Genomic DNA, 13,172 nt, shown 5'->3' on the forward strand with positions numbered 1-13,172 from the left:
GACCTCGAAGGAGAGGCACATGCCACGAATCATCCCGCGGCTGACCGCGGCCGTCACTGCGGCGGTCCTGTCGCTGGGGGCGCTCGCGCTGCCGGCGTCGGCAGCCGACGACCCGGCGCCAGTCCCGAGCACGATCACCGTGCCGCGGGTCGAGAACCTGCCGGCCGACTTCATCGGCGGCGTCGACGTGTCGTCGGTGCTGTCGCTCGAGGAGTCGGACGTGGTGTTCCGTGACGCCGACGGCAACCCGGGCGACCTGTTCAGGATCCTTCGGGATGCTGGGGTCAGCGACATCCGGATCCGCGTCTGGAACGACCCCTTCGACGCCGACGGCAACGGGTACGGCGGTGGCGACGTCGACGTCACCCGGGCGATCGAGATCGGCCGTCGCGCGACGGCGGCGGGCCTGGGCGTCCTGGTCGACTTCCATTACTCGGACTTCTGGGCAGACCCCGCCAAGCAGCAGGCTCCGAAGGCCTGGGCGGGCATGACCGTCGACGAGAAGGTCGCGGCGACCGGGGCGTTCACGCGCGACGCGCTCATACGATTCCGCGACGCCGGGGTCGACGTGCGAATGGTGCAGGTCGGAAACGAGACCAATGGCGGCATCGCCGGGGTGACCGGGTGGGATGACATGGCGCGGATCTTCAGCGCCGGGTCGGCCGCGATCCGCGACGTCATGCCCGACGCCCGCGTCGTGCTGCACTTCACCAACCCCGAGCGCCCCGGGTTCTACGCGGGCGTCGCCCGGGAGCTCAAGGCGCGGGATGTCGACTACGACGTGTTCGCGTCGTCGTACTACCCGTTCTGGCACGGCACGCCCGATAACCTCACGGCGGTGCTGTCGCAGATCGCCGAGACGTACGACAAGAAGGTGCTCGTGGCCGAGACGTCGTGGGCGTACACGCTCGACGACGGCGACGGACACCCGAACGTCGTGAAGACCCCGGAAGACGCGACGCGCTACCCCGTGAGCGTGCAGGGCCAGGCCGCCGCCGTACGCGACGTCGTGCAAGCCGTGGCGAACGTGGGCGAGGCCGGGCTCGGCGTCTTCTACTGGGAGCCCGCGTGGCTGCCGGTCGGTCCGCCCGAGCAGCTCGAGTCCAACCGCGTGCTCTGGGAGCGCGACGGATCCGGCTGGGCGTCGAGCTACGCCGGCGGCTACGAGCCCCATGACGCGGGACAGTGGTTCGGCGGTTCCGCGTGGGACAACCAGGCCCTGTTCGACCACGACGGCTACCCCCTCGCGTCGCTGAACGTGTTCTCGTACGTGCGCACCGGCGCGATCGCTCCGCGGACCGTCAGCGATGTCGAGCGTGTCGCGCTCACCGTCACGGACGGCGACCCGATCGCGCTGCCCGACACCGTCACCGTGTCTTACACCGATGGGACGACCGAGGAGCAGAGCGTCGACTGGACCCCGGGACCGGATGCCGTCGACGGCGTGGGCGTGCACACCTTCTCGGGCACCACCTCGGCAGGCCATGCCACGTCGGCGACGGTCACCGTCATCGCGCGGAACCTGCTCCGCAACGGCGGCTTCGAAGACGCGGACGTCTCGATGTGGCGCTCGGAAGGAGGCGGCCTGACCGTGCGGGCGGAGGACGATCCTCGTACCGGCACGTACTCGGCGCACTTCTGGGCCGACGCCGCGTACGGCTTCTCCCTCGCGCAGGAGGTCGTCGTGCCGGAGGCGGGCTGGTACACCGCCTCCGCGGCCGCCCAAGGTGGGGCCGCCGGGGCCGACGGACGCCTGCAGCTCAGCCTGTCCAACGAAGCGGCTGCTGCCCGCGCGCTGCCTGCGGAGACCGGCTTCGCCCTCGACGGCTGGCGCGTGTGGTCGACCCCGGTCACCGACGCCGTGTTCGCGTCAGCGGGCGATACGCTCACCGTCCGGATCGCAGGCGACCTGCCCGCCGGCGCCTGGGGGACGATCGACGACGTCGCGCTCGTCCGCGCAGCACCCGCGGCGGACTTCGCGGCGCTGACCGCGGCGACGGTCGAGGCCGCCTCGCTGGACCGGTCGATGTACACCGCGGCATCCCTCGCCGCGGTCGACGCGGCACTGGCGTCTGCGCGCTCGGTCCTGGCGGCCCCGGCGACGCCGCAGGCGGAGGTCGACGCCTCGACGACGACGCTCCGGGCTGCGCTCGATGCGCTCGTCGGGCTGGTGCCCGCCCCCGAGGCATCCGCACCTGCGCTGCCCGGCACGGCGTCCGCGCTCACCGCCGGACCCGATGCCCTGGCAGCATCCGGCGGCGCACTCCCCCTCGCCGCGCTCACGGCCGCCGCGCTTCTCGTGTTCGTCGGTCTGCCCCTCGCCGTCCGGCGGGGCGCCCGCATGCGGCGCAGCTGACGCCGAAGACGCACCGTCGTCGCGAGAACGTGCCCGATACGGTGCGTTCTCGCGGGGTCGGTGCGTTCTCGCGCGAACGGGCCCGCGTCAGGACCCGGCGCGGGCGGCGAGGGCGGCCTGATACAGGTCGCGGGACGACAGGCCGGTCGCGGCCGCGACCTCGACGGCGGCCTCCTTGAGCCGGATGCCGTCGGCGACGAGCCGCTGGACCTGCGCGAGCGCGTCGGCGGGGTCGATCTCGCGCGCCCCGGCGCCCTCCACCACGATGACGATCTCGCCGCGGACGCCGTCGGCAGCCCACGCGGCGAGCTCATCGAGCGTGCCGCGCGCCACCTCCTCGTGCAGCTTCGTCAGCTCGCGGCAGACGGCCGCTCGGCGGTCGCCTCCGAACGCCTCGGCCATCGCCCGCAGCACCTCGGCGATGCGCGACGGCGCCTCGAAGAAGACGAGCGTGCGCTGCTCGCCGGCCAGCTGGTCGAAGAGCCGGCGCCGGTCCCCCGGCTTGCGGGGCGGGAAGCCCTCGAAGGCGAACCGGTCCGTCGGAAGCCCGGAGACGGCGAGCGCGGCGAGCACGGCGCTCGGACCGGGCAGAACGGTCACGGTGACCCCCGCTGCCGCCGCCGCGGCGACGAGCCCGAACCCGGGGTCGCTGACCGTGGGCATCCCGGCATCGCTGAGGACGAGGACGTCCTCGGTACGGGCGCGCTCGACGAGCTCGACGGCTCGCTGCTTCTCGTTGTGGTCGTGAAGGGCGATCAGACGGGGACGGTTGGTCACCCCGAGGGCCTGGAGCAGGCGCTGGGTGGTGCGTGTGTCCTCGGCCGCGATGGTCGTCGCCTGTTCGAGCGCGGTCACGAGCCGCGTCGTGGCGTCGCCGAGGTTGCCGATGGGCGTCGCGGCGAGGATGATCACCGCCCCAGCATAGGCTGGCGGCGTGACGACGACCGCTGAGCCGCTGCTCCCCGAGAAGCGTCGGCCGACCCTTCTCGACCGGTGGCACGCCCGCTTCAGCGGCGACCCGGTCTTCGCGCGGCGAATGGCCTGGATCGCACCGCTGGTGATCACGCTGATCGCCGCCGTCCTGCGGATGTGGAACCTGGCTCATCCCCACGCCGTGGTCTTCGACGAGACCTATTACGTCAAGGATGCCTGGAGCCAGTGGGTGCTCGGGTACGCCGCAACCTGGCCGGACGGCGCCGACGAACGCTTCCTCGCGGGCGAGACCGACATCTTCACGACGACGGGCAGCTTCGTCGTGCACCCCCCGCTCGGCAAGTACCTCATCGGTCTGCCGATGGCCCTGTTCGGCGCCGACTCGACCTTCGCCTGGCGCCTGGGCACGGCTCTCGCCGGCACGGCGTGCGTGCTCGTGCTCTACCTCCTCGCACGCAGCCTCACCGGTTCGATCGTCTTCGCGTCGCTGGCATCCGGCCTGCTCGCGATCGACGGCCTCGGGATCGTGATGAGCCGGGTGGCGCTGCTCGACATCTTCCTGACGTTGTTCACCCTGCTGGCGTTCTGGTTCGTCGTGCTGGACCGCGAACGCAGCCGGGTCGTTCTCGCCGAGCGCATCGCGGCGCGATGGGACGACGTCGGCGCCCCCGCCTGGGGACCGGTGCTGTGGAACCGCCCGTGGGTGATCGCCGCGGGTGCGGCGGCCGGCGCGGCGACCGCGGTGAAGTGGTCGGGCGTCTGGGTGCTGGCGGCGATCGGCATCTACCTCGTCGTCAGCGATGCCCTCGCCCGCCGCAGCGCCGGCATCCTGTTCTGGCCCGCCGACGCGACGGTCCGGCAAGGGGCGGTGTCGTTCGTGTTGCTCGTGCCGGTGGCGCTCGTGGTGTACCTCGCGTCGTGGACCGGCTGGTTCGTGACCGACGGCGGGTACGACCGGCACGCTGCGGACGCGAACCCCGCGACCGGATTCTGGTCATGGGTACCCCTGTCGCTGCAGAGCCTGTGGCGATATCACGAGTCGATGTACGGGTCGACGGCCGGGATGTCGACTCCCCACGCCTACGCGAGCCCCGCGGCGCAATGGCCGCTCCTTCTGCGCCCGACCTCGATGTACGCGGGCAGCACGCCCGGCGGAACCGGTTCGTGCACCGACCCCAACGGCTGCTGGGAGATCCTGTACAGCATGCCGAACCCCATCGTCTGGTGGGCGGGCGTCGCGAGCGTGCTGTACCTCGTCTACCTGTTGTTCCGCACCCGTGACGGCGCGTACGGCATCGTCCTGACCGGTGTCGTCGCGACGTACTCGCCGTGGCTGCTCTTCCCCGAGCGCACGATCTTCCAGTTCTACACGGTCCTGATCCAGCCGTTCCTCCTGCTCGCTCTGGTCTTCGTCATCCGATCGGCGGTCCGGTCCGCGCGTCGCGATCGAGGAACCACCCGCGGCGTCGAACGCGTCGTCGTCGTGTTCCTCGGCCTCGTCCTGGTCCTCGCCGCATTCTGGTTCCCGCTGTGGTCGGCGATCTCGGTGCCCTACGAGTTCTACCGGCTGCACAACTGGCTGCCCGGCTGGGTCTGACGCCCGCCGCGCGCGGCACCGTAGGCTAGGCGCGTGTTCCGCTACCCGACGCCCGACGACACCCGCGGCGCGGGGTTCGCGATGGTCACCGATCGCTTCGCCCTGCTGCTCGGTCCGGGTGCCGGCGAGGCGCTCGCCGCTGCGGTGTGGGAGGCGATGACGGGGAGGGATGCCGCGTTCGAGGACGTCCTCTCGGCGATCGCGGCCGTCGGCATCGGAGCCCTGCCCGATTTCGCCCTCGTCGAGGTCGTCGACGCCGGATCGAGCGCGGTCTCGGTCGCCGTCCGCGGCGCGGCCACGATCGACCTGCACGGTCCGCAGCGCAGCAGCTATGCCGGAACCGGGGTCGGGACCTGGGTCGAGGGATCGGCTCAGCACGTGGCGGGCATCTCGCTCGGGCTCGGCACCGAGCCCGGTCGCTCACTGCTCCCGATCGGTCGGGGCGTCGTCCGCACCGACGCCCTCGAATGGGGCGCGACCGCACGCGCCGCCGTCGCGGCGATCCCGGCTTCCGCAGCATCCTCCGCGGCCCCCGTTGCCGCGCTCGAAGACGCCGACCCGCTCGAGACCGTCGCCGTCGACCGACGCGCGCTGACCCCGCCCTTCGGGCCGCGACGGCGCCCGCAGCCCGAACCCGAGCCCGAACTGGTATCGGAACCGGAGTCGCCTCGGGAGGCGGAGGTCGACGACAGCACCGTCCTCGGGTCCCGTCGCGCCCCCGCCCCCGTAGCCGACGCACCCGCATCCCACCGGTATGTCCTGCGTCTCGAGCCCGGCGGCGACTACCCGCTCGACCGCCCCATCGTGCTGGGGAGGGCGCCCCGCGCGGCGCAGCATCCCGGCGCCCGGATCGTTGCCGTGCCCTCGCCCCGCAAAGAGGTGTCGGGAACTCACGTGGAGGTCCGGCTCGACGATGGCGCGCTCGTCGTGCGCGACCTCGGCTCGACCAACGGCACCATCGTGCGCGACGCTTCGGGCGAAGCCGGCCTGCTGCGGAGCGGCGCTGCCTCGCGCGTCTCCCCCGGGGCCGTGCTCGATCTCGGCGACGGGATCCGCGCGACTTTCGAGTCGCTCTCGTGAGGCGACGACAAGCGATTTCCCGGCCCGACCTCGGTGTGTTAGAAAAATCTCACCGGATTCGGATTCCGGGGGACGATGACATCGCGCCCCCGTTGACAGGGGGTGCATGACTGTGGCGTCGAGACTGCCCTCCGCGCCGCCCGGTCTTGCGGGATTCACCTACGTCCGCCCCCTCGGAACCGGTGGGTTCGCCGATGTCTTCCTCTTCGAGCAGAACCTCCCGCGCCGTCCTGTCGCCGTGAAGGTGCTCCTCGAGGACATCGTCGACGAGAGCCTGCTCCGCATGTTCAATGCCGAAGCGGACGTGATGGCGCGTCTGAGCTCGCATCCCTCGATCCTGACCATCTACGAGGCCTCGATCTCCTCCGATGGTCGGCCCTACATCGTGATGGAGTACTGCCCCACCTCCCTCACCAATCGCTACCGCCGCGAGGTGATCCCGGTCGCGGAGGTGCTGCAGCTCGGCGTGAAGATCGGCTCGGCGCTCGAGACCGCGCACCGTTCCGGACTGCTCCACCGCGACATCAAGCCGTCCAACATCCTCATCACGACCTTCGGCACTCCGGTGCTGTCGGATTTCGGCATCGCCGCCGCCATCTCGGGTCGTTCCGACGGCGACGAGGTGTTCGCGATGTCGGTGCCCTGGAGTGCTCCCGAGATCATCGACGAGCGCATCTCGGGCTCGGTGACGGCCGAGGTCTGGGGGCTCGGGGCGACGCTGTACTCACTCCTCGCCGGCCGCAGCCCGTTCGAGCGTGCCGGCAGCGGCCAGAACAGCCGCGAGCAGCTGAAGTCGCGCATCCGGAAAGCGTCGTACACACCGATCGGCCGCGGCGACGTGCCCGAGCGCCTGGAACAGGTCCTCGCACGCGCGATGAGTCGCGATCCGGGTGCGCGGCAAGCCACGGCAGCCGACCTCGCCCACGACCTGCAGCTCGTCCAGCACGAACTCGGACTGCCGCACACTCCGATGGAGGTCGCCGTCGACGAGTGGGCCGCGGCTGGCGCCAGCGTCGACTTCGCCGACGACCGTGCGCGCGGACCCGTCCGTCCGTCGGTGGCATACGAGTCGCGTCGCCCGGCGCGGGCAGCAAAGGCCGTCGACCGTCGCCCCGATGAGGGAACGATCCTCGCCGGGGCCGAGCCGACCCGCCGTCTCGGCACCGCCGCGCGGGTCGCGCTGATCGCCGGCGGCGCTCTGCTGGTGGCCGGAGCCGGAGCGGCGACGACGCTCCTCATCGTCGGCGGAGGGTTCTGAGATGGCACGGCGCGAGAGCACGCGACCCCGCGTGCGCCGGACCACCTGGATCGCCGCGGGCGCGGTGACGGCGGTCCTCGCGGTCACGGCGACCCTGGCGGTCGTGTGGCCCGGATACGACGCGCAGCAGACGCCGCCCGACGACCCGACCGTGTGGGCGCTGCAGAACGGCGCCGGCAGCGGATACGCCCGTGTCAACCTCGAGCTCGGCGAGATCGACACCGTGAAGCAGGTCGACAACGGCAGCGCGGTCGCGCAGACGACGGACCGTCTGTTCGTCTACAGCGACGGCGCCTCCCAGTTCTCCGATGTCGACATGGGGCGTCCCGCCGACCTCACGGACGACGCGGAGGACGCCTTCACCCCGACGCCTCCGGGAACCGCCGACATCGCCGTGACCGGCGACGCGATCGCGTACCGGACGGACGCCGGCGCCGTGTTCGGGTCGAGCCTGTCCGGCGGCGGCGAAGGCATCCCGATCGATCCGTACGCCGACGCCGAGGTGCCCGAGGGCGAGGAGCGGCCCCGCTTCGTCGCCACCGCCGTCGCCGTCGACGCGGCAGGCGTGGTGTACGCCTATTCGGCCGACGATGGTCGTGTGGTCCGCGCGGACTCACGCACGGGCAGCATCCTCGGCGAAGACACCGGACCGGCGGAGCTCGAGACGGCGCAGCTCAGTGTCGTCGGAACCCGCTGGGTGCTCCTCGACGAAGCGACCGGCGACGTCTGGCTGCGCGGCCGCGACGAGCCCATCACGACCGACCTCGCCACCGGCGCGCGGCTGCAGGATGCCGCTCCCGACGGAGACCGGGCTTACGTCGCCGACGCCGAGGGCGTCGTGGCCGTCGATATCTCCGGCGGCACCGCATCGCGGGTGCTCGACCGCCCCGGCGCCGGCGCCCCGGCCAAGCCGGCCGTGCTCGACACGACGGTGTACGCCGCGTGGCTGGGCGACGGCGAGTCGGCCGGGTCTCTCTGGTCGAGCGCCGACCCCGACACCGTGACCGACCTGGACTACCGCGGCGCGGACATCGGCGACAACGTCGACCCCGCGTTCATCGGCAACGGCACGAGGCTCGCACTGAACGACCGCCGTTCGGGCTGGGTCTGGAACGTGCCCGACGGCGCGCTCGTCGCATCGTCGCAGCAGTGGGACCTCGATCGCCAAGTCGAGGTCGAGCAGCAGGATGATGCCACCTCGGAGCGCGTGGTCGACCCCAAGCCGCCGGTGGCCGTCGATGACGCGTTCGGCGTCCGCGCCGGCTCGGTGACGCTCCTGCCCGTCCTGCTCAACGACCACGACCCGAACGAGGACGTGCTGAGCATCGACCCGGCCTCGCTCGAGAACCTCGATCCGGCATTCGGCACGGCCTCCATCACGGGCGCGCAGCAGCAGCTGACGGTCGCGGTCTCCCCCGAGGCCTCCGGCACGGCGACGCTCCGCTACCGCGTGACCGACGGCACCGCCGCCGACGGCCTGCTCTCCGAGGTCGCCACCGTCACCCTCACGGTCGTCCCCGACGATCAGAACAGCCCGCCGGTATGGTGCGGCGTCGAGGGATGCCTCGCGACGTGGCCATCGCTCACGGTGGCTCCCGGCGGAACCGTCTCAGCGGAGCTGCTCGAGGGCTGGGTCGATCCGGAGGGCGATCCGGTCTTCCTCGCCGGCGCGACCAACGACACCGGCGTGGGAACCGTGACGACGTCGCCCGAGGGGACGCTCACTTACCAGCATCCCGATCCCAACACGACGGAGGGATTGGCCGTGACCATCACGGTCACGGTCTCCGACGCGCGCGGAGCGACGGTGACGCAGCCGCTCACGATCACCGTGACCCCGACGCCCGAGCTCACCGCTGAGTCGTTCGCCGTTACGGGAGTCGTCGGTGAGCCCCTGGATGTGTCCGTGGCGCCGTACGTCACCGGCGCCGCCGGGCCGGTCTCCCTCACCGGCGTCGTGCCGCTCAACGAGGCGCAGACGACGGCGGCGGCGAACCCCGCCGCCCTCAGCATGGTCGTGAGCGCCTCGGCCCCCGGTTCGTATCTCGTGCAGTACAACGTGCGGGATTCGCTGACAGAGGCCACCGCGATGGTGCGCGTCACGATGCTCGCGCCCGAATCCGCGGGCATCACGACCCCGCCTCTCACGGCGTTCGTGCGGCCGAACGAGGACGCGACCATCGACGTCGCCTCGGCGGTGTCGAACCCCGCCGGTTCGGTGCTGCTGCTCAGCGACATCCGCCCCGAGAGCGATCCCTTCGCATCACTGGGCGTCGACCTGGTCGGGCAGAGCCTGCTGCGGGTCAGCGGGACGACCGACTCGGGAGAGCCGGGGCGCCTCGGCGTCGTGCGGTATACCGTCTCGGACGGGACCGGCAGTGCAGCCGCGACAGCCCAGGGCGAGCTCACGGTGGTCCTGCTGCCCTCGGCCAGCGCCGAGCCTCCCATTGCCGTCGACGATGCTGTGACGGTGCGAGCGGGCACGCAGATCGACATCCCCGTGCTCGCGAACGACACGGCCCCGTCGGGCGCGCTCATCGCGATCGACCCGTCGTCGATCGTGAACGAGACCGGCGGCGGACTCGCCTTCGCCACCAGCCGCCTGCTGCGCTACCTCGCGCCCGAGCAGGCCGGGACGTACGCGCTCACCTACACGGTCTTCCGGCTGGGCTTCCCCGAGGTCACCGATACGGCGCGCGTGACGGTCACGGTCGTGGGCGACGAGTCGAATCAGGCTCCGCTCCCGCGCACGCTCGTCGGCCGTGTCCTCAGCGGGCAATCGGTCAGCATCCCCCTCGACGGTTACGCGGTCGACCCCGACGGCGACCCGGTCGTGCTCGATCGGATCGTCGCGCAGCCCGAGCAGGGGTCGGCGACGATCTCCGCAGACGGCTCGGCCATCATCTACACGAGCCCGGACGGCTTCAGCGGTCAGGTCAGGTTCCCGTACGCCGTCCGTGACCCCAGTGGCGCGACCGGCACCGCGGACGTCCGCGTCGGTGTCATCGACACGCAGACCGACCCGAGCCCGGTCACCTACAGCGACTACCTGCAGGTGCAGGTCGGCGCCGAGAGCACGGCGGTCGTGCGGCCCACCGACAACGACATCGATCCCGCGGGGAGCGACCTCGAGCTGATCGGCGTCGCCCCCAACGCTCAGGAAGGCTCGAGCGAGTACGAGACCCTGCAGAGCCTGATCGGAACCGTCGACAACGGCGCCGTGACGCTGCGGGCCGGCGACGTGCTCGGCACCTTCTCGTACACCTACACCGTGAGGAACGAGCGCGGCGACACCGCCATCGGACTGATCGTCGTCAAGACGGTGCGCGAGCCGGTTCCCGACTATCCCGTCGTGCGCGACACCGTGCTGACGCTCGAGAACCGTGAGGACTTCCCGCAGGGCGTCGATGTCCTCGACGGACAGGTGTCGTGGAACACCGGCGACGCCTCGGGCTTGCGTCTCTCGCTCTGGGGCGAACCGACGGATCTCGACGTCGACGGCTGGAAGATCTCGGGTGAGCTGCCCGAGCGATCACGCCTCATCCCCTTCGAGGTCACCGGAACCGCCTTCGACGGCACCGAGGTCACGTCCTACGGATTCCTCCGTGTGCCCGGTGAGGCCGACGTCCGGCTCGCGCTGCGTGAAGGCTACCCGCCCCTGCAGGTGCGCGAGAAGGAGAGCGTCGAGGTCGACCTCGCCGACGCGGTGCGCGTGCCCCGCGGCGCGACCCTGGTCATCGACGACGGCATCCGCACGGGCGGCGCGCGCGGCGAAGCCGTCTGCAGCGTCGTATCGGGCACCACGATCCGTTACACCGCGGGCGCCGGTGCACCGTGGACCGACAGCTGCATCGTGCCGGCGCGGCTGAGCACGCAAGACGTCCCGACGTTCCTGACGCTCCGCGTGACCGTCGAGGCCGAGATCCCGCAGCCGACTCTGCGGAGCGCGTCGCTCACCGTGAGTCCCGGATCGACGCAGACCTACGACCTCGCGCAGATGGTCCAGTGGGCCGGCCGCGCCGACTGGGAGTCGGTCCGCTACGCCGGTTCGTACGGCGGAGACCAGTTCACCGTCACGGTCGACGGAAACACGGCGACGGTGACGGCAGCGGATGCCGCGCGCCCCGGTCGCCAGGAACCCGTCGCGATCTCGCTCCCGAGTCACTCCGACGCCGCACCGGCGAACCTCCTCCTGACCGTCGGTCCGGCACCGTCGACGCTCCCCAAGGGCGGGTCGGCGGTGCAGACCTGCTCGCAGTCCGGCGGCGCGACTTCGTGCACGATCGAAGTGATCGGCGGCGCCGGCGAAGTCAACCCGCTGCCCGGCACGCCCCTGAGGCTCGTCGGAGCAAGCGGCCCCGGCAACTGCACCGGGGTGTCCTTCTCCCGGGCGAGCGACACTGCGGTGCGCGCGACGTGGAGCTCGGATGCGCCGGGCGCGGCCGAGTGCACGGGGAGTTTCACCGTCGAGGACGCGCAGGGGCGGCAGTCCAGCGGTGCCCGCAACGGACAGGTCATCCTCGACCTGCAAGGCCTTCCGGCGAATCCCGCCCGCATGGAGTGGACCGCGTACACCGGCGACTCGGTGAGCCTGCGTGTGACCTCCGACGGCGGCTCCTACCCCGCGGTCCAGGGCTACCGCATCACGGCGGACGGTCGCGAGGTCGCCACGTGCCCAGCCTCCGGGTCGTGCTCGCCGATCTCCGCCCCCGTCGGCGAGAAGATCACATACGAAGCCCGGGCGTACAGCTCCGTCGGCGAGTCGCGATCGACCGTGCGCGCGCAGGCCTGGGCCTACCGCCCGCCGGCACAGCCCGCCGGCTCGTCGTTCGAGCCGGCGCCCAACGGCCGCGACGGCGGCCGCGCGACGATCACGGTGACAGGACTCGACGCCACGACCGGCAGCGTCCGACTGACCGGCGGCCGCCAGGGATCGGACACGCGTCCGGTGGTCGGCGGTACCGCGACCTTCACGAACTACGACGTCGGCTCCAACTCCGCGACCACGCTCACTGCGACGCCGCTGACGACCTTCGACCTGCCTCCCATCGCGGCGGGCTCGAGCGAAGGACAGTCGCGTGCCGTGACGGCGCACGGAGTCGGGGCCCCGGGCCTGACCCTGTCGGAGACCAACACGTCGAACTCGATGCGCGTGACCGCATCGGTGACCTCGAACGGCGATGGGACGCAGACCCTCATCGGCTTCAGCGACGTCTCGGCCGACGCATGCGTGCCCACCGGTTCGGCGACGAGTCAGCAGTTCGAAGCGCAGGCGTTCAAACGCAAGACGGTGTGGGCATGCGCTGAGCACACGTTCAACGGCAAGAAGGGCTTCGGCGTCACCGGCGCCGAGATCTCTGCGCGTCCCGTCGGCAACGTCGAGGCGCCGGACGGGATCACGTTCTCCGTGAACACGCGGCCGAACGGCGATGGGACGACGTACACCTATGACGCCCAGCTCAATCAGCCGACCAACCCCCCGTTTGACGACGCGCAGTTCCGCCTGCTGCAGGGTGGCAACCCGGCCCGCGACTTCGCGCCGAGTTACAACGGACCGGTGACTGGCTGGTCGGGACAGTGGTGCGACACGTTCCTCGGCTACCCGACCAATTGCTCGGATGCTTCACCCATCGGTCCTGCGTCGTCCACGGCTTCCTTCCCGGTTCAGGTGTCCGCGAACTCGCTACCGTCGTGCCGTTCGGATCAGACGTCGGTTCCGGCTTGGAATCCGCCCGGTCTCCCGTCGGGCACGTATTCGGTGGCCTCCGAGGCCGTCGGCGGCACGGGCGCGGTACGAAGCAACCGTTACACGATCACGTGGGCGGGGCCTTTGTCCAGCTTGCAGAAGCTCACCCTCGAACGCACCTGCGAGCAGATCGCCGCACCGGAACCGACTCCCACCGACCCCGCCGGCGGTGCCGGCGACGGCACCCCCTGACCCCCGCCGC

At 71.4% G+C, this 13,172-nt stretch carries 6 protein-coding genes; 5 read left to right on the plus strand and 1 reads right to left on the minus strand.

The features are described 5' to 3' along the window. Positions 1–19 precede the first annotated feature (19 nt). Positions 20–2,356 (plus strand): glycosyl hydrolase 53 family protein, encoded by a 2,337-nt coding sequence (locus P6897_RS09580; protein ID WP_282501051.1) that lies wholly within the window; start codon positions 20–22, stop codon positions 2,354–2,356. Positions 2,357–2,443: 87 nt separating this feature from the next. Here P6897_RS09580 and rsmI read toward each other — a convergent pair whose 3' ends face one another. Then, a complete protein-coding gene (gene rsmI / locus P6897_RS09585) occupies positions 2,444–3,268 on the minus strand; it encodes a 16S rRNA (cytidine(1402)-2'-O)-methyltransferase (RefSeq protein ID WP_274179553.1) in 825 nt (274 codons plus the stop codon). Positions 3,269–3,290: 22 nt separating this feature from the next. Between rsmI and P6897_RS09590 the strand changes: the two genes are divergently transcribed. The 4 genes from P6897_RS09590 to P6897_RS09605 all read left to right on the plus strand — a co-directional run bounded on the left by P6897_RS09590 (position 3,291) and on the right by P6897_RS09605 (position 13,162). Further along, entirely contained in the window at positions 3,291–4,886 is a 1,596-nt protein-coding gene (locus P6897_RS09590) for a phospholipid carrier-dependent glycosyltransferase (RefSeq protein WP_274179554.1), read from the plus strand. A gap of 33 nt (positions 4,887–4,919) precedes the next feature. After that, the gene (locus P6897_RS09595) at positions 4,920–5,966 is read left to right on the plus strand and encodes an FHA domain-containing protein (protein ID WP_269266051.1); all 1,047 of its coding nucleotides are present in this window, start codon (positions 4,920–4,922) and stop codon (positions 5,964–5,966) included. A gap of 106 nt (positions 5,967–6,072) precedes the next feature. Beyond that, positions 6,073–7,224 (plus strand): serine/threonine-protein kinase, encoded by a 1,152-nt coding sequence (locus P6897_RS09600; RefSeq protein ID WP_274179555.1) that lies wholly within the window; start codon positions 6,073–6,075, stop codon positions 7,222–7,224. 1 nt (position 7,225) lies between these two features. Further along, on the plus strand, positions 7,226–13,162 hold the full coding sequence (locus P6897_RS09605) for an Ig-like domain-containing protein (RefSeq protein ID WP_282501052.1): 5,937 nt from the start codon (positions 7,226–7,228) through the stop codon (positions 13,160–13,162). Positions 13,163–13,172 lie beyond the last annotated feature (10 nt).

The organism is Microbacterium sp. BDGP8 (genome assembly GCF_029991045.1).
Lineage (GTDB): Bacteria > Actinomycetota > Actinomycetes > Actinomycetales > Microbacteriaceae > Microbacterium > Microbacterium plantarum.

Excerpts from the sequence above, each read along its gene's own strand:
- P6897_RS09580 (WP_282501051.1), top strand. The coding sequence starts at position 20 with ATGCCACGAATCATCCCGCGGCTGACCGCGGCCGTCACTGCGGCGGTC.
- P6897_RS09600 (WP_274179555.1), top strand. The coding sequence starts at position 6,073 with ATGACTGTGGCGTCGAGACTGCCCTCCGCGCCGCCCGGTCTTGCGGGA.
- P6897_RS09605 (WP_282501052.1), top strand. The coding sequence starts at position 7,226 with ATGGCACGGCGCGAGAGCACGCGACCCCGCGTGCGCCGGACCACCTGG.